This window comes from Chryseobacterium sp. KLBC 52 (genome assembly GCF_003347605.1).
Lineage (GTDB): Bacteria > Bacteroidota > Bacteroidia > Flavobacteriales > Weeksellaceae > Chryseobacterium.
Window position 1 is genome coordinate 51771 of the sequence record NZ_QDFZ01000012.1, and the last position, 16254, is coordinate 68024.

General features: G+C 35.0%; 19 protein-coding genes. 13 read left to right on the top strand and 6 right to left on the bottom strand.

Going from position 1 to position 16254, the window contains the following annotated elements; genetic code table 11:
• Window positions 1–38 precede the first annotated feature (38 nt).
• The 3 genes from DDF69_RS13760 (at window position 39) to DDF69_RS13770 (ending at window position 2429) form a co-directional block, all read left to right on the top strand.
• The gene (locus tag DDF69_RS13760; protein ID WP_162800933.1) at window positions 39–1064 is read left to right on the top strand and encodes a methyltransferase; all 1026 of its coding nucleotides are present in this window, start codon (window positions 39–41) and stop codon (window positions 1062–1064) included.
• Window positions 1065–1651: 587 nt separating this feature from the next.
• A complete protein-coding gene (locus DDF69_RS13765; protein WP_114821295.1) occupies window positions 1652–2143 on the top strand; it encodes a hypothetical protein in 492 nt (163 codons plus the stop codon).
• On the top strand, window positions 2088–2429 hold the full coding sequence (locus tag DDF69_RS13770) for a GLPGLI family protein (protein WP_114821296.1): 342 nt from the start codon (window positions 2088–2090) through the stop codon (window positions 2427–2429). The genes DDF69_RS13765 and DDF69_RS13770 overlap by 56 nt, the downstream gene beginning before the upstream one ends.
• A gap of 59 nt (window positions 2430–2488) precedes the next feature.
• Here the strand turns inward: DDF69_RS13770 and DDF69_RS13775 are convergent, their stop codons facing one another.
• Complete coding sequence (locus DDF69_RS13775) at window positions 2489–2863, bottom strand: helix-turn-helix domain-containing protein (RefSeq protein WP_228411998.1); 375 nt, start codon at window positions 2861–2863, stop codon at window positions 2489–2491.
• A 350-nt stretch (window positions 2864–3213) separates the two neighbouring features.
• Here DDF69_RS13775 and DDF69_RS13780 point away from each other — a divergent pair, with 350 nt between their 5' ends.
• The 7 genes from DDF69_RS13780 to DDF69_RS13810 all read left to right on the top strand — a co-directional run bounded on the left by DDF69_RS13780 (window position 3214) and on the right by DDF69_RS13810 (window position 8568).
• Entirely contained in the window at window positions 3214–3546 is a 333-nt protein-coding gene (locus DDF69_RS13780) for a single-stranded DNA-binding protein (protein ID WP_062675086.1), read from the top strand.
• Between the two features lie 16 nt (window positions 3547–3562).
• Window positions 3563–4018, top strand: coding sequence for an HRDC domain-containing protein (locus DDF69_RS13785; protein ID WP_228411999.1), 456 nt, complete (start codon window positions 3563–3565; stop codon window positions 4016–4018).
• Between the two features lie 123 nt (window positions 4019–4141).
• The gene (gene hisS / locus DDF69_RS13790; protein WP_114821297.1) at window positions 4142–5512 is read left to right on the top strand and encodes a histidine--tRNA ligase; all 1371 of its coding nucleotides are present in this window, start codon (window positions 4142–4144) and stop codon (window positions 5510–5512) included.
• Between the two features lie 99 nt (window positions 5513–5611).
• A complete protein-coding gene (locus tag DDF69_RS13795) occupies window positions 5612–6460 on the top strand; it encodes a PH domain-containing protein (RefSeq protein ID WP_114821298.1) in 849 nt (282 codons plus the stop codon).
• A gap of 18 nt (window positions 6461–6478) precedes the next feature.
• The gene (locus DDF69_RS13800) at window positions 6479–7126 is read left to right on the top strand and encodes a GNAT family N-acetyltransferase (protein ID WP_114821299.1); all 648 of its coding nucleotides are present in this window, start codon (window positions 6479–6481) and stop codon (window positions 7124–7126) included.
• 64 nt (window positions 7127–7190) lie between these two features.
• Window positions 7191–7727, top strand: coding sequence for a PH domain-containing protein (locus DDF69_RS13805; RefSeq protein ID WP_114821300.1), 537 nt, complete (start codon window positions 7191–7193; stop codon window positions 7725–7727).
• A gap of 49 nt (window positions 7728–7776) precedes the next feature.
• Complete coding sequence (locus tag DDF69_RS13810) at window positions 7777–8568, top strand: class I SAM-dependent methyltransferase (RefSeq protein WP_114821301.1); 792 nt, start codon at window positions 7777–7779, stop codon at window positions 8566–8568.
• A 145-nt stretch (window positions 8569–8713) separates the two neighbouring features.
• Here DDF69_RS13810 and DDF69_RS13815 read toward each other — a convergent pair whose 3' ends face one another.
• The 3 genes from DDF69_RS13815 to DDF69_RS13825 form a co-directional block, all read right to left on the bottom strand.
• Complete coding sequence (locus tag DDF69_RS13815; protein WP_034695510.1) at window positions 8714–8950, bottom strand: YtxH domain-containing protein; 237 nt, start codon at window positions 8948–8950, stop codon at window positions 8714–8716.
• A 99-nt stretch (window positions 8951–9049) separates the two neighbouring features.
• On the bottom strand, window positions 9050–9892 hold the full coding sequence (locus tag DDF69_RS13820) for an isoaspartyl peptidase/L-asparaginase (RefSeq protein WP_114821302.1): 843 nt from the start codon (window positions 9890–9892) through the stop codon (window positions 9050–9052).
• 276 nt (window positions 9893–10168) lie between these two features.
• Window positions 10169–11056 (bottom strand): cyanophycinase, encoded by an 888-nt coding sequence (locus tag DDF69_RS13825; RefSeq protein ID WP_114821373.1) that lies wholly within the window; start codon window positions 11054–11056, stop codon window positions 10169–10171.
• Between the two features lie 201 nt (window positions 11057–11257).
• On the opposite strand from DDF69_RS13825, the gene cphA reads away from it, so the two are divergent.
• A complete protein-coding gene (cphA, locus tag DDF69_RS13830; RefSeq protein WP_114821303.1) occupies window positions 11258–13888 on the top strand; it encodes a cyanophycin synthetase in 2631 nt (876 codons plus the stop codon).
• A 379-nt stretch (window positions 13889–14267) separates the two neighbouring features.
• Here cphA and DDF69_RS13835 read toward each other — a convergent pair whose 3' ends face one another.
• Entirely contained in the window at window positions 14268–14477 is a 210-nt protein-coding gene (locus DDF69_RS13835; RefSeq protein ID WP_162800934.1) for a hypothetical protein, read from the bottom strand.
• Window positions 14478–14749: 272 nt separating this feature from the next.
• On the opposite strand from DDF69_RS13835, the gene DDF69_RS13840 reads away from it, so the two are divergent.
• Entirely contained in the window at window positions 14750–14899 is a 150-nt protein-coding gene (locus DDF69_RS13840; RefSeq protein WP_162800935.1) for a bacteriocin-like protein, read from the top strand.
• Window positions 14900–15127: 228 nt separating this feature from the next.
• Window positions 15128–15538, top strand: a complete 411-nt coding sequence (locus DDF69_RS13845) for an N-acetylmuramoyl-L-alanine amidase (protein ID WP_185144351.1) — start codon at window positions 15128–15130, stop codon at window positions 15536–15538.
• Between the two features lie 245 nt (window positions 15539–15783).
• On the opposite strand, the gene DDF69_RS13850 is transcribed toward DDF69_RS13845, so the two are convergent.
• Entirely contained in the window at window positions 15784–16242 is a 459-nt protein-coding gene (locus tag DDF69_RS13850) for a hypothetical protein (protein WP_114821307.1), read from the bottom strand.
• Between the last annotated feature and the right edge of the window lie 12 nt (window positions 16243–16254).

The window sequence follows — 16254 nt, forward strand, 5'->3', positions numbered from 1 at the left end:
TCAGTAATTATAACTATCAGATTAAACCAATACTTATTATGGAAAAACAAGCCGTTAAACCTGAGTTTACTTTTAAAATGTATGAAATATTAGGAGGCTTATGGTTAACCGGATGCGTAAAAACAGCTGCTGAGCTCAATATCGCAGATTGGCTGGCCTCTGGTCCGAAAACAATTTCCTTCCTTGCAAAGGAAACACAATCACATGAAGCCCAACTGTACCGGGTAATGAGAGCGTTGTGTGGCGCAGGAATCTTTGAAGAATCAGAAAACAAAACTTTTACTTTGAATGATTTTGGAGCTGCCTTGCAAACTGACGTGCCAGGAACAGCAAAAAACTTTGTATTAACCATTATGAATGAACACTTTCCTGGTTATGGAGACCTGACATATGCAGTTCAGAAAGGGAAAATACCATTTGAACATATTCATGGGAAAGATCTTTGGGGTTTTTATAAAGAATTTCCTGAAATAGGGGAAAACTTTGGTAAAGGAATGACAGGAATGTCCGGCATGGAACTGAAAGGGATTATAGAAAACTATGATTTTAAACCTTATAAAAAAATTGTCGATATAGGAGGTGGTAACGGAGTAATGATCCATGCCATTCTGAATAATGCTCCGGAAAGCTCCGGGATTATCTTTGATGAAGCCAATGTGATTGAAAAAACAATTAAGATGATTCCTGAAAACCTGAAAGAAAGATGTTCTGTAGCTACAGGAAGTTTTTTTAATGAAGTTCCTCAGGGAGCAGATTTATATACCATGAAATGGATTATGCATGACTGGAGTGATGATGAATGCGTACAGATTCTTAAAAACTGTTATAATGCAATGGCTAAAGGGGCAAAACTACTAATCATAGATGCCGTTATCCCGGATGATTCCTTAAATAAACGCCATATGGCCAAACTTCTGGATATTGTTATGCTGGCTTGCCTTACCGGAAAAGAAAGAACTTTAAACGAGTTTAAAATGATCATTGAAAAAGCAGGTCTTCAGTATAAGCAGCTTATTCATATTGGAACAGAAGCAAAAAGCATTGTGGAATGTGAAAAAATATAAATTTCAAATTTTAGTTGCATGATTAAGTAGGAAGGGTGCTCAATAATTTTGTTGAGTGCCTTTTTTGTTGGATTTTTTTAGATGAAAGCCAGAACAGAAAATTTTCCATATAATTTAAAATTTATATTCTTATTTAATTATAATGAGAAATTATATTTTACAGATAGTATATAACATTGTAATTTTTAAATGTGAATGTTTTTTTGTTATTTAAATTTCTGTTTTTTTAGATATTTAACGTAATAAAATAATTCACATAACATTTGATTTATTTTATAATTTTATAGAGCTTTTTAAATTTATTATGAATCATTTAAAAAAACAAATTATAAAAAAACAATTTTATTAGGTGCTATTTTATTAGCTGGTGTAGATCCGGTTTCCCTTTCAGAACCTCTTGCGGTACTGTTGTAAATGTTACGCAGACAGAGGGATATACAATGGAGCAAATAACAAACTTTTTACAATTTGTTAATTATAATGAGTGTGGTACCAAGCCCAAAGGAATAACGCTCTATATTCATTAATTACTCTAATTCAGATTTTCTGGCAAAGCATAAATATGTTTTGTTTGTATTATTTAAACTATGAAAATTTATTACAGCCTATTTTTCTTTTTCTTTATAATCATTATTAAATCTCAAGGAGGATTTAATGTTTTATATGAAGCTGATTATAAATTGGTTTATAAAAATCAAACTAAAAATGCGATTATTCAGGATGCTGCGTTTGCTCTTTTAATGAACGAAAAAGAATCTTATTATAAAAATATGAATCAATATGTTGGGGATTCCCTTCGTTTTGAAAAAAAGTTTCATGAAAACAGCCCGATTGAAGAACAAATGAAATACACTTCTGACTTTCCGGAAAATATAGGAACAACAACAGGAAAGATTTATGTAACTTTTAAAACATCTAATGAATACTTTAAATATGAAGAAACAAATACTATCAATTGGCAACTTATAAATGAATTCAAAACAATTGGAAAGTATAAATGTCAAAAAGCTATAACAAAGAAATATGGCAGAACCTGCCTTTTTTACCAAAGAAATACCCTTTTCCTTTGGTCCATATAAATTAAGTAAATTACCAGGGTTGATTATAGAAGTATTTGATGACAAAGATGATTATCATTTTATGATGTATAATTTCAGAAAAAGGAAGTATTATTGTAATTCTGCCAATTTACATCCTAATGCTAAACTAGTAAAAAAAGAAAAAATATTTGATTATCGACGAAAAGAATTAACAGATCCTACACTTTATAATAAATTCATTGAAGATACTGAAGAACGTCGTTCTCTCCTTAAAAAGGCTGGTGAAAGAGCAAAAAATTACAATCCAATTGAATTAAATATATAATAAAAAAACATCTGTCAAAGATGTTTTTTTTATTAAAAGACTTAATTTGATCTGCCAATTTATTTTTTAAGTCTTTCGATTTCTTCCTTAAGCAGACCAATATATTCCTGCATCGTCTTGATGATTTCTATGCTTAATTCATTTGTGATATATCCCATATTATTGGCTGAAAAACCACTATTTCCAACGTTTGATCCTGGGCTATCATTAAAAACAGGGTTTTCAATGATAATTTTAGCATCCTCTTCTTCGTAGATTTCTTCTACAGGAACCTCTAAAAATTGAGCAAGCTTATTCCATTCTGTCTGTGTTATAGATACAGTACCGCTTTCTTTTCTGCTATAATTGGAAACGTCAGTGGGAATCACCTCAGCCATTTGCTGTTGAGTGAAACCTTTCATCTTTCTTACTGTACGGAGTTTTTCTTTTTGCATATCAGACATTTTTACAAATTTGCAAAAAAAAATTAAATTAAAAAGAAAAAAAATCCTTGTCATACATCTATTTTCCAATGTTTTTTGAAAGAAGAATTTTATTTTAGGATAGGGCATTTCAACATTTAATTTTTACTTTAAAACTGACAATTATTGCTTTTTAAGCTTGATAAATATTGTTTTATACATAATTATATTTATTCTGTTATTCGTTTACAAACGACTACAAACGGATTTAAATAGTTTATAACCGACTGTGATATCGGAGCATCGCCATCTTTGCCACAGAGATTTGAGAAAGCAGTGAACGTCTCTTATCTGAATTTATTAATCTTTAAAATATAAAAGCTATGTCACTAAGAAACAAAGTAACATTAATTGGTTACACAGGAAAAGAAGTTGAAATGGTAAACTTCGACAACGGAAACGTAAAAGCAAGTGTATCCTTAGCCACCAGTGATCATTACACGAATGCGAAAGGAGAAAAGGTAGAAGAAACACAATGGCACAATTTGATTGCCTTTGGGAAAACAGCAGAAATCTTTGAAAAGTATGTTACCAAAGGAAAAGAAATCGCTGTTGAAGGAAAGCTTACCTACAGATCTTATGATGATAAGGATGGGGTGAAGCGGTATATCACGGAAATTCGTGTAGATGAAATCCTGTTGCTGGGAGGAAAATAATTCTAAAAAAACACAAATGATGAAAGTAAAAGTTTTTAAAATCAGGCTGCCTGAAGAATTTCTCTACAAAGACCAGAAAATGCTGGATGATTTTCTGGAAGGTAATGAGATTATGAAAGTAGAAACAGCCTTTGTGAGTGAAGAAAAATACTGGTCTGTAATATTGTATTTTGAAGATTTAAAACTGACAAAAAATACAGTAAAAGAACCAAAGGCAGTAAAATATTCTGCAGAAAATGATCTTTTGAATACAGATGAAGAAAAAATTCTGGATGCTCTGAAACTCTGGAGATCAGAAAAAGCCAGAGAACAAAATCTACCCACGTATTTCATCGCGAGTAATAAAGAACTGATATCTGTTGCTAAGTATAAACCTGCTAAGAAAGAAGAGTTGCTTGAAATCAAAGGGTTCGGAAAGCATAAGATTGAAAATTATGGTGAAGAGATCCTTGAAATCCTGGAAAGCGTATGATTTTTTGGAATAATTGATAGTATTAAAGGAAAAGCTGAGGGAAGTCTTTCTTCAGCTTTTTTATACTATGTAAAATTCCTTTCAATTCCTTACTTTTGCATTTATCAAAATGACATACAACAAATGAAGCCAAGTTTAGCAAAAGGGACGAGAGATTTTACGGCACAGGAAGTTTCAAGAAGAAAATATATCATCAATATTTTACAGAATAATTTTGAATTATTCGGTTTTCAGCCTTTGGAAACACCAAGTTTTGAAAACCTTTCTACATTGACAGGAAAATACGGAGAAGAAGGTGACCGCTTGATTTTTAAAATTTTAAATTCAAGTATCAATGAGGCAAAAGAAGAGAAAAAGAATCAGATGCTTCATGACTTTCAAAAAGCATTAGAAAAGCCATTCAGTGCAGAAAGTCTTACCGATAAAGCCCTTCGTTATGACCTTACTGTACCTTTTGCAAGATTTGTAGCGATGAATCATGGTAAACTGACGTTTCCGTTCAAACGTTCTCAGATCCAGCCGGTTTGGAGAGCAGACAGACCTCAGAAAGGAAGATTCAGAGAGTTTTATCAGTGTGATGCTGATGTAGTAGGAAGTGAGAGTTTATTACAGGAAGTAGAGCTGGTTCAGTTGTATCTGAAGTCTTTTGCCGATCTGAAAGTTCCCGTAACCATTCATATGAACAACAGAAAGATTCTTTCCGGATTGGCAGAATATGCAGGAATTACAGATAAACTGATTGATTTCACTGTAGCATTGGATAAACTGGATAAAATTGGAAAAGATGGAGTTGTAAAAGAATTATTAGAAAGAGAAATCTCTCAGGAATCTATTGATAAACTGGATTTCTTATTCAGCCAGTCAGACGATGCGCTGGAAAATCTTCTTCAGCTGAAAGAAAAATTTGCAGGAAATGAAATCGGTCTGAAAGGAGTAGAAGAACTTGAATTTGTTCTTACACAATCCCTGAACCTTGGTGTTGATATTCAAAACCTGGTCTTCAATATTACCTTGGCAAGAGGCCTGGACTATTACACCGGAGCGATCTTCGAAGTGAAAGCAGATGAAGTTGCTATGGGATCCATCGGAGGAGGAGGTAGATATGATAACCTGACTGAAGTTTTTGGAGTGAAAAACATTCCGGGAATTGGAATTTCATTCGGGTTAGACAGAATTTATCTGGTCATGGAAGAATTGAATCTTTTCCCTGAAGAAGCATCCGCCAAAATTGAATATCTGTTTGCCAACTTTGGAGGTGAAGGAATCACTGATGCCTTAAAGCTGATCATGAAGCTAAGATCCAAAGGAATTTCAGCTGAATTATATCCTGAAAATGCAAAGATCAACAAGCAGTTTACCTACGCTGAAAAGAAAGGTATAAAAAATCTTGTTTTTCTGGGTGAAGAAGAAATTAAAAATAATACCGTTACTTTTAAAGATCTTGAAGCTGGAGAACAGAAAACTGTTTCTTTAGAGGAGTTTTTAGGAGAATAATTTTTAATATTTAAAAAACAGAACAACTGCAAAATTACTTTTGTGGTTGTTTTTTTTTGATGGATGTTGAGAATTTAAATACTTTTGAATAAAAAAGGAATGACTAATAATTGTGCATTGTGTAATACAGAACTAACATCCATGGATACGCTTCTGGGAGCGAATACGCTTTCGGATGGTAATGTTTTATGCAATAAATGTTTGAATAAAGTGAGCGATATCAATGAAGAATTGCTTTACAATCTTAATAAATTCAGCATTAAGGATATCAATAAAATGATGAGTGCAGAAAAAGCTGAAGAAATTCAGGCAGTTACAATGGCAACACAGAACCTTCCTGCAGCCATAAATTCCGGATCTCATCAAATCTCAAAAGAGGTTTATAAGCGAAGACATCAGAAAATAAAGAATGAGCTGGAAATGCTTCATGCTAATCTGTCCATGTTTACCAAAGGAGAAATCAAAGAGCTTCCTTATCTGATTTCAGAAGATGAACAGATCACAGCAATTACCGATGCTCAGTTTGTCAATACATTGGATGCCGGAGTGTTGGTGGCAACACCCAAAAGGATGATTTCTGTATCAAAAGGAATGTTTGGTGCCGCAAAGATTAATATTTACCCTAATGAAAACATACAGTCTGTGAGCTTTGTAACCCATCCTAGATCTCCTATTATTAAACTTCATCTGGAAGAAAGAATAGTGGAGTTTGAATGCTATATGGATAAGGAAGACGCAGAGAAGTTCTATGATACCATAAAAAATATTTACAACAATTCTCAGGAAGAGTCTCCAAAACAAATCGGTACAGCAGGCAAAAGTGTTTCGGTTTCATCAGAAGAAGTTTTTAATCAGCTTGAAAAATTAGGAAAGCTGAGAGAGAACGGAATTTTAACCGATGCGGAATTTGCAGAGCAAAAAAAGAAATTATTGGAGCAATTAAAATAAAACCTTTAACACCAAATTATGAAGGATAAAGTATCTTCAAAAATTGTAGAAAGCTGGCTGAAAGGATGGTGCCTGTCAAGAGAAGTGTCTTTTCCTGTACTCTATAAATCCGGATTTCATGTGAACGTAGGAGATGAAAATCAGAAAGAACGTTTTGTATTTCCTGAGCTTAATGATGATTTTTTCCAGCTTGCCGAATCCATTGATGAACCCTGGATTTATCTGAAAGTATCCACTTCTCCTGACCAGTTTATAGAGAAAATTCCTGAAAGATGGCAACTGCAGTCACAGGGATATATGATGACCTGCTTTCATCCCATGAAATTTCCGGAAACCAGCCTTGCAGAAGGGTATCATCTTGAGTTTTCTGAATATAATACAACCTTTGTGATCGGAATTGTAGCTGAAAATGGCGAACAGGCTTCCATAGGCCGTGTCTCGCTTATAGATGACTGTGCTATTTATGACAGGATCATTACCGAAAAAAATCATCAAAGGAAAGGACTTGCCCGTTTTTTATTGAAAGAATTGGAGAAAACCGCTTTGTCCAAAGGATTTTCAAATAATCTCTTAGTAGCCACGGAAGAAGGAAAACTATTGTATGAAACCTTAGGCTGGAAGTTGTACAGTCTGCATACTTCCATTGTGATACCCTCAGAAGACTAAATGTTTTTATTGAATTAAATTTTTATTCTTAATAAACAGTAAATTAGACCTATAACCTTATGCTATGAGTGAAAAATCAAGACTTAACGAAATAAGAGAAGAACTTAAAAATCTCGATATCAGTCCTACCATATTTGCCCGGAAAGAAATTCATGAATTGCCGGATATTCTTTCACCGGAGGAAAGAATTGTCTATCTCGTAGAAGGTAGAAACAAACTGAACGACCATCATATTATTTTAGTAGCCACCGACAGACGGTTGATTTTTGTAGATAAGGAATTCATGTACGGATTGAAAGTAGAAGACTTTTCTTACAGTAAAATAAGCTCCATCCAATATGAAAAGGAATTCTTACTCGCCTCTATAGATATTCAGGTTAGTGATGATGTTGTAGAGATTGACGGAGTAGGAAAGTATCATGCTGAGCTGTTTTGTGAAAAAGTAAGAGATTTTATGTCACATCCGGAAACACATTTTGAGAGTAAAGTTGAACCTAGTGTTTTAGATCAGCTGGAACAATTGGGAAGATTAAAAGAAGCAGGGGTTTTAAGCGAAGAAGAATTTCTTGAGCAAAAGAAAAAATTGATGGAAAAATTATGATTGGTGTATACTGAATAATAAAAATCACTAATACATTTAAACTAAAATCATGGAAAATTACTTAGAAATTAATAAAAAATCATGGAACGCTAAAGTAGAACCTCATCTGAAATCGGATTTCTACTTTGTAGATGAATTTTTAAAGGGAAGAACTTCCCTGAACTCAATAGAATTGAATCTTCTTGGAGATATAAAAGGAAAAACCATTCTGCATTTGCAGTGTCATTTCGGACAGGATTCTATCTCCCTGTCCAGAATGGGAGCTGAGGTTACGGGAATAGACCTTTCCGACAAAGCGATTGATGCAGCCAGAGAGCTTGCAAAGCAATGTAGTACGGATACAAGATTTATCTGTTCAGATGTATATGACTTGCCAAATGTTCTTGATCAGAAATTTGATATCGTTTATACAAGTTACGGTACTATTGGTTGGCTTCCAGATCTTGAAAAATGGGCTGGAATTATCAATCATTTTTTAAAACCGGAAGGGCAATTCATTATGGCAGAATTTCATCCTGTTGTCTGGATGTTTGATGATGACTTTACAAAAGTAGCTTACAATTATTTCAATGAGAAGCCGATTGTAGAAACCTATGAAGGTACTTATGCAGATCAGTCTGCTCCCATTATACAGGAATATGTGATGTGGAATCACTCGTTAGCAGAAGTTCTTGATAATTTGATACAAAAAAATTTACAACTGAATGTTTTCCGGGAGTTTGACTGGTCGCCATATCCTTGTTTCAGACACGTAGAAGAATTTGAAACAGGAAAATGGAGAATTCCACAGTTTGGAAATAAAATACCTCTGGTATTTGCACTGGCAGCACAGAAAAGATAAAAGAATCAAAGACTACTCAGGTTTATAAGTCTATTCTGTATCATTTCAATTTATTAACGGTTATATACAATAAAAAGTCATCGCAATTACTATTACGATGACTTTTTCCTATATATGAATGTTAAAAAAAACTGCTCTGTGTTGGTTAGCTTAGGGAATCCTCAGCTTTTGTTTTTACTTCGTCCACTTTATTCTGAACCTGGGAAGCAACATCATTCGCTTTGCTTTTAAGGTCATTTCCCCACTTATTAAGATTGTCTTTTGCAGTATTGATTTTATCTTTTACAGCTTGTTGATCTTCAGGGCTTGAATTCTTATATTTCCAATAAGCTAATGCACCTAATCCTAGTAAAGCTAATAAACCTTTTGTCTTGTTTCCCATGATTTCTATTTTTTTATGTATTAATATTAAAATTTGTTGTTATGAATAATGTAAAATACGTGCCAAAAAAATAACTGGACTTATAAAAAAATGTTAAATTTAAGAAAAGACTTCAATTTTTTCACCATCAAAACTGGCAAAAACCATAGTGGGATACGAGTCCTGATGATAGATATTTCCCTCTTTATCAATAGCAATGGCACCTGCAAACCCATCGATGGTTTTAAGTTCATCAAACGTTTTGGTAAAGGCCTGTTCAAGGCTCATACCGTCAGTAACTCTGGTTACAATTTTTGCAGCAGTAGCATTGCTTACAATGTCTTCACCTACACCGGTACAGCTTACTGCACAAAAGGCATTGGCATAATTTCCGGCCACAGTGGCAGAGTCTGAAATTCTTCCGGGAATTTCAAAACCTTTCCCTCCGGTAGACGTGGCAACAGCCAGTTTTCCTTCGTGATCTATCGCTACACATCCTACAGTTCCTTTCCCTCCATTGGCTAGTTTGGCTTCGTATTCTTTTCTTCTTTGAGGAATTTCTGTAGAAAAATTTTCAAAACCATTTTCCGTAGCATAGAGTTTAGCGCCATTTCCTCCTAAAACTCTGTCATCTTCATTGATGAGGTCTTTAGCAACAAAAATAGGGTTCTGCACATTTTGAATATTAATCACACCGCTTAGTCTCTGAGTATTTCCATTCATAATGGCAGCACTCATACGGATAACACCATCGCTCTGGATTTGAGACCCGATTCCTGCATTGTATAGCGGATCATCTTCTAGTAGAGAAACGGCATAGGCAACGGTATCAAAAGCCGAGTGAGTTTTAAGGTAGTCGAATGCCTTTTGAGCAATTGCTTTTAAAGAATTCTGTTTTGCTGTTTTTACTTCGTGGCTTTGGTCGCTTTCCGAGAAAAAGCCTCCGTGGATGATGATTTTCATAGAATAAGAGTTGATGAATATTTTTACGAAGGTAATTTATTAATAAAAGATAAAAGATAAAAGATAAAAGATAAAAGATAAAAGATAAAAGATAAAAGATAAAAGATAAAGTTGGTAAACAACCATTATGAATCTGGATATCAACATCAATAGAGGTGGGCTTTAGCCCGCCTTACAATAAACAGATTAAATCCATTGGCTTTAGCCAAACTTAAAATATGAATATTAAATAAAAAACGGAACCGAGGTCCCGTTTGTATAGCTGTATTTATTGTTTTATTTATCCTGTGGTATCGGATTAAATTGAGAGTTTTCAATAGTCAATTTCTTTGTTGTAAGATCATAGTGATCGTTCATAGACATCACATGTACCGTTAAGTTATCAATAGAGATCGGTTCTCCCAGATTGATATTCGTAAGATTAGTGTCTTTGATAAATCTTCCGTCTACCAGAATTACAAGACCTGATCCTACAGCAGTCATCACGTCATTATGAATAAAAAGTCCTGTATCTTCACCCAATCCGATTCCCAGGGTTCTTGGATTGTTGACCACCGCCTGGAAGAGACGCCCGATTCTTCCCCGTTGTACAAAGTGCGTATCAATTATGACATTATCAATCAGTCCCAGCCCTTGAGTGGTTTTGATTTCGCCTTTTAATAAAGCTTCAGAGCTGCTTCCCTGATAGATCATATTTTCAGAAGCTGCAGCGGCACCTGCAGAAGTTCCTGAATAGATAAAATCCTGTTCCTGATATTTTAATAAAACCGTATCATGAAATCTTGTTCCTCCAAGAATAGAGGTCAGTCTCAGCTGATCTCCTCCGGTGAACATCATTACATCGGCGGCGTTTGCCCTTGCTACCATAGCATCAGAATTGGCTTCCTCACGGTTGTGGATATCCAGAACATTCACATTTTTTGCTCCCAGGAATTCAAATGCTTTTTTATATTCAAAACCAACGATCTGGGGAATTTGAGAAGCAGTGGTAACGATTTCAATGACAGAATTTTCCTTTAGTTTTGATTCGTTGATGATCTTTCGTAAGATCCCACGTTCAAAAAAATTAAGATTCTTTTCGATATTCTGATCATAATCGGTTTCAGCAAAACTTCCTTTGTTTACAGCGCCTCCGATAACTATTAATTTTCCAACAGGTTTCATCATGGTACAAAATTAAAAAATAATTCACATTCTTTGGCTAATTTCATGCCATCTTTACTTGATTTTTAATGTTTTAGGAATGTTAATTAAAATTAATTTTTTTTTGACGAATCTTTAAATGTGGTATAGTTTCGTTTAGGGTTTTACATTATCTTTGGTTTTGAAAGGAGTTATTGTTAACTGTTAAAATGCCAATAGACTATGAAAATCGAAAAGATTCAGGCACTAAGAGGTCCTAACATCTGGAGTATCAGAAGAAAGAAGCTGATACAGATGAGGTTAGACTTAGAAGAAATGGAGAATTATCCTACCAATAAAATTGAAGGATTCCGGGAAAGGATTGAAAAATTACTTCCCTCATTAATTACACACCGATGCTCGGAAGGAGTGGAAGGAGGCTTTTTCCATAGAGTGGAAACGGGAACCTGGATGGGACACGTCATTGAGCATATTGCTTTGGAAATACAAACCCTGGCAGGAATGGATGTAGGGTTTGGAAGAACCCGTGAAACAAAAACTCCTGGAGTATATAACGTAGTATTTAATTATATTGAAGAAAATGCAGGAATTTATGCTGCAGAAGAATCTGTAAAAATCGCAGAGGCTCTGGTTGAAGGCAGAGAATATGATTTGCATGCATGTATTCATAAATTAAAAGAAATCAGGGAGCGTGTCCGTCTTGGGCCTTCTACCGGAAGTATTGTGGAAGAAGCTGCTTCCAGAAGGATCCCATGGATAAGGTTGGGAACCAACTCATTGGTACAGCTTGGTTATGGTGTGAACCAACAAAGATTTCAGGCTACCATCACCGGAAAAACAAGTTCTATTGCAGTAGATATTGCGTGTAATAAAGAACTGACGAAAAGAATGCTTCACGATGCAGCGATTCCGGTACCGATTGGAGATCTGACGGTTGATGAAGAAGGATTAAATGCCGTGATCAGAAAAATCGGGTATCCTATTGTTATCAAACCTTTGGATGGAAACCATGGAAAAGGTTCTTCTATTAATGTCAACGATTGGGATGCGGCTAAGATCGGCCTTGAGCATGCTCAGAAATATTCAAGAAAAGTAATTGTTGAGAAATACATCACGGGATATGATTTCCGTATCCTGGTGATCAACAATAAAATGGTGGCTGCTGCCAGAAGAGTTCCTGCTCATGTTGTAGGAGATGGAGAAATGAACCTTCAGCAGCTTATAGAGAAAGAAAATAAAGACCCAAGAAGAGGCTATGGCCATGAAAATGTGCTTACCGAAATTGAAGTAGATAAAGACACTTTAGAATTACTTGATAAACTTCAATATAATTTGGAGACGATTCCTCAAAGAGGAGAAGTGGTTTATCTGAAATCCACAGCCAATCTTTCTACCGGTGGGACTTCCATTGATGTAACAGATATGGTACATCCGGAAAATATCACAATGGCAGAAAGAATTTCCAAAATTATCGGATTGGATGTCTGCGGGATTGATGTGATGGCAGAAAACCTTACACAGCCTTTAAAGGAAAGTGGAGGAGCTATTATTGAAGTCAACGCTGCGCCTGGATTCAGAATGCATCTTGCACCAAGTGAAGGACTGCCAAGAAACGTAGCAGCGCCGGTAGTTGATATGCTGTATCCACCGGGAAAGCCTTTTACCATTCCGATTATTGCAGTAACAGGAACCAATGGAAAAACAACCACAACAAGACTTATTTCTCATATTGTAAAAAGTAATGGTTACCGGGTAGGATTTACGACATCAGATGGAATTTATATTCAAAATACCATGCTGTCAAAAGGAGATACAACCGGACCACTTTCCGCAGAGTTTATCTTAAAAGATCCTACCGTAGAATTTGCAGTTCTGGAAACAGCAAGAGGTGGAATTTTACGTTCCGGACTTGGTTTTTCACAATGTGATATCGGAGTTTTAACCAATATTGAGGAAGATCACCTGGGAATGAATGACATTCACAGTTTAAAGGATCTTACCAAAGTAAAACGTGTGGTACTGGATAGCGTGAAAAAGAGCGGCTGGAGTGTTTTGAATGCCGACAATGATTATTCCATGAAGATTGTGAGTGATCTCGACTCTAATGTGGCTATTTTCAGTATGGATGAAAACAATCCTCATATCGTAAAATTTGCCAAAGAAGGAAAAATCACCTGCGTGTATGAAGAAGGTTTTGTCACCATCAAAAAAGGAGACTGGAAAATCAGAATAGGAAAAGCCAAAGACTTCCCGATTACGATGGAAGGAAAGGCCAGATTTATGATCGAAAACGTGCTGGCAGCCAGCTTGGCAAGTTATCTTTACGGATTCGGAATTGAGGATATTTCGAACTCTTTGAGAACCTTTATTCCAAGTGCTCAGCTGACACCAGGAAGACTGAATGTTTTTAAATTCAAAAACTTTAAGGTGCTGATTGACTTTGCTCACAACCCTTCCGGATACGAAGCGATTGAAGATTATCTGAAAAATGTAGAATCTACCAAGAAAATCGGTATTATTTCCGGTGTCGGAGACCGAAGGGATAATGATATCAGAGAGTGCGGAAAAATTGCCGGAAGAATGTTCGATTATATTATTATCCGAAATGAAAAGCATCTTCGCGGAAGAACGGAAGAGGAAATCAACGGATTGATTATTGACGGCATTAATTCTGCTGGCAGAAACGTAAGCTATGAGATCATTCCTAAAGAAATTGAAGCATTGAAACATGCTATTGGAATGGCAGAAGAAGGAACATTTATCACAGCTTTAAGTGATGTTATTTCCAATGCCATCGATCTGGTTCAGGAATACCAGGCCAAGGAATTGCTGGAAGACGATAAAAACTTATAAATACATCCTTATAAAACTTATAAAAATTGCAATACGGAATAAAAAACGTATTGCAATTTTTATTTTTGCTGTGCTGTAGTTGTTTTATCTCAGGAAATATGCACAATTAAATTCTTTTATTACGGTTTCCCGTAGGGTTACCAATATATTCTGTCCTTATATTTACGGAGTTTGTATAAACTAAAAGTACAAGAAGTTTTTTTAATGCCTTCCCTTTTGGGAAGGTTTTTGTTTTTTTATGACTGTAGTCGTATTTCCGAATTGTAGTGCATATTATATTTGAATGCTTGAAAATTTCACATGAAAAAAAAGCCACACATTTCCTCCCGGTGATCCGGGAGGTTTTTCTTTGTATTCGCTGCAGACAAAGTATGGCGGCTTATTTTGGCAGAGTGATTCGGGTAGTGTTTAAAGGTTTAAGATAAGCGATCTTTTTCTCAGCTACCATTTTTTCGAACAGTTTGTTTCTTTCAGGAATGGATAAATTAATTATTTTATCCAGTTCATTGATATCTGAACCGTTCCAACCTCCATTCTTCTTATGATCTTCCCTTATTTTCTCTATTATTTTAGCTTCTATTTCTTCCATGTTTTCCATGGTTCAAATATACTACTTAATAAACATTTGATAAACTAAAACAATCCATCCGAGTCCACATGTCCAGGTAATAAATCCAATCAGCTTCAATTGCCAGTCCGGGCTTTGAAATAGCAGGCAATCTTTAATAAAATCTTTCATCTTTCTAAGATACTTTGATTGAACGTTTTTTGTTTACGGAAATCCGTAACGATTATTTTTTTATGTTAAATCTCTTATTGGAGAATAATATTTATATTTGGTTTCTAACTAAAATCAAAACCATGAAAAATTTAAAAAAAATTTCCAAGGAGAAATTAAGAAGTATTACAGGAAATGGAGGGTGTCCTCCAGGCTGGCATGATTGCCCGCTTCCATGGAATGAAAAAGTGTGCATTCCACATGATAATGAAATGGCATGTCCCGATTTATAAAATGGTCCCTCGCTAAGAGGGATTTTTTGTTCTTATATTTTAAAGTTTAGACATCGTCGCCCAGAATCTATAGACTTCTTGCAGAGATCTACTGTTTTCTAAATAATTTTTATCAGCTTTCCCCGGTTTTCAGGCGTCCTGCTGCTCAATTTAAAATAGGGTGTTTTTCCCTCACTATTTTGGGAGTTACAGATTTAATTTTGCTCAACAATAAATAAAATGAAATCCATGAGAACAATCAATTACATCGTTATACATTGTACAGCAACACAGCCAGATGTTAAAATAGAAAGCATTAAAAGGTATTGGAAGGAAAACCTGAAATGGAAAAATCCAGGGTATCACTATATGATAAAAGCGGATGGAGAAATAGTGAACACTTTGCCCATCGGTCAGGTATCCAATGGAGTTGCAGGCTGGAATTCTCAAATTATCAATATATCATACATTGGAGGTATTGATAAAAGCGGTAATCCAGAAGATACAAGAACGGAAGAGCAAAAAAAATCTATTATCAAACTGTTAAGAGAATTAAAATCAACATTTCCTAAAGCTAAAATTCAAGGACATACAGATTTTCCCAATGTTCATAAAGCTTGTCCTAGTTTTGATGCTAAGAAAGAATATGCTGGGTTATGATAAGGTGAAGTACTGTAAGGCGAATTTTAAATAGCATTACGGGAAACTTAATATACAAACAATTAAAAACCAGTCCTTACGGTTTCCCGTAGTGTATCCCTGCACTATATCCGTATATTTACCATGTTTGTGAAAACACAGCGTACATGTCAATTTTTTTATCCTCCTTCTTGGGGGATTTTTTTATGATGGGAGAGGTCTTCAGGAATAAAAAATAAAACCTCCGGAATTTCGGAGGTTGGTTTCTATAAGTTTTCCCAGGTTTTCTTTATACTCTGCATTTTTTTAAGATAAAAATACAAAGGAATAAGTTCTAATCTAAGGGTGAAGCTGATTGTTGGATTGATGAACGGAATAATAGCCATCATTACAAGACAAATACTAATTCCTATGATTGCATCAATTATTGCTGCCTGTGGTGCCCAATCTTGTTCAAACCAAAGTCCGTAGGCTACAATCCCTTTAAATAAAAACAAGACACAGATCAAAAGTCCGGTCATTGAATAGGGATGATTGGCATTCATTCCGTATAATGATAAAGAGACATGAGTCATCAGAGAGCCTGCCATCAAAAAAATAGCAGCCAGTGCGCCTCCGATTAAAAAGATCCACAAGAAAACTTTAATCCAGGTGGGTAATAAATTTCTTCTTCGTGTTAAAGTGTGGTTTTCAAATTCTGCAAAAGCGGTTGGCTTTTCTTCCATGGAGTATTAGTT

Coding starts and splice junctions, on each gene's coding strand:
- DDF69_RS13770 (WP_114821296.1), top strand. CDS start 2,088: ATGGCAGAACCTGCCTTTTTTACCAAAGAAATACCCTTTTCCTTTGGT.
- DDF69_RS13805 (WP_114821300.1), top strand. CDS start 7,191: ATGAGTGAAAAATCAAGACTTAACGAAATAAGAGAAGAACTTAAAAAT.
- hisS (WP_114821297.1), top strand. CDS start 4,142: ATGAAGCCAAGTTTAGCAAAAGGGACGAGAGATTTTACGGCACAGGAA.
- DDF69_RS13800 (WP_114821299.1), top strand. CDS start 6,479: ATGAAGGATAAAGTATCTTCAAAAATTGTAGAAAGCTGGCTGAAAGGA.
- DDF69_RS13815 (WP_034695510.1), bottom strand. CDS start 8,950: ATGGGAAACAAGACAAAAGGTTTATTAGCTTTACTAGGATTAGGTGCA.
- cphA (WP_114821303.1), top strand. CDS start 11,258: ATGAAAATCGAAAAGATTCAGGCACTAAGAGGTCCTAACATCTGGAGT.
- DDF69_RS13810 (WP_114821301.1), top strand. CDS start 7,777: ATGGAAAATTACTTAGAAATTAATAAAAAATCATGGAACGCTAAAGTA.
- DDF69_RS13775 (WP_228411998.1), bottom strand. CDS start 2,863: ATGCAAAAAGAAAAACTCCGTACAGTAAGAAAGATGAAAGGTTTCACT.
- DDF69_RS13840 (WP_162800935.1), top strand. CDS start 14,750: ATGAAAAATTTAAAAAAAATTTCCAAGGAGAAATTAAGAAGTATTACA.
- DDF69_RS13820 (WP_114821302.1), bottom strand. CDS start 9,892: ATGAAAATCATCATCCACGGAGGCTTTTTCTCGGAAAGCGACCAAAGC.
- DDF69_RS13825 (WP_114821373.1), bottom strand. CDS start 11,056: ATGAAACCTGTTGGAAAATTAATAGTTATCGGAGGCGCTGTAAACAAA.
- DDF69_RS13760 (WP_162800933.1), top strand. CDS start 39: ATGGAAAAACAAGCCGTTAAACCTGAGTTTACTTTTAAAATGTATGAA.
- DDF69_RS13845 (WP_185144351.1), top strand. CDS start 15,128: ATGAGAACAATCAATTACATCGTTATACATTGTACAGCAACACAGCCA.
- DDF69_RS13780 (WP_062675086.1), top strand. CDS start 3,214: ATGTCACTAAGAAACAAAGTAACATTAATTGGTTACACAGGAAAAGAA.
- DDF69_RS13835 (WP_162800934.1), bottom strand. CDS start 14,477: ATGGAAGAAATAGAAGCTAAAATAATAGAGAAAATAAGGGAAGATCAT.
- DDF69_RS13765 (WP_114821295.1), top strand. CDS start 1,652: ATGAAAATTTATTACAGCCTATTTTTCTTTTTCTTTATAATCATTATT.
- DDF69_RS13785 (WP_228411999.1), top strand. CDS start 3,563: ATGATGAAAGTAAAAGTTTTTAAAATCAGGCTGCCTGAAGAATTTCTC.
- DDF69_RS13795 (WP_114821298.1), top strand. CDS start 5,612: ATGACTAATAATTGTGCATTGTGTAATACAGAACTAACATCCATGGAT.
- DDF69_RS13850 (WP_114821307.1), bottom strand. CDS start 16,242: ATGGAAGAAAAGCCAACCGCTTTTGCAGAATTTGAAAACCACACTTTA.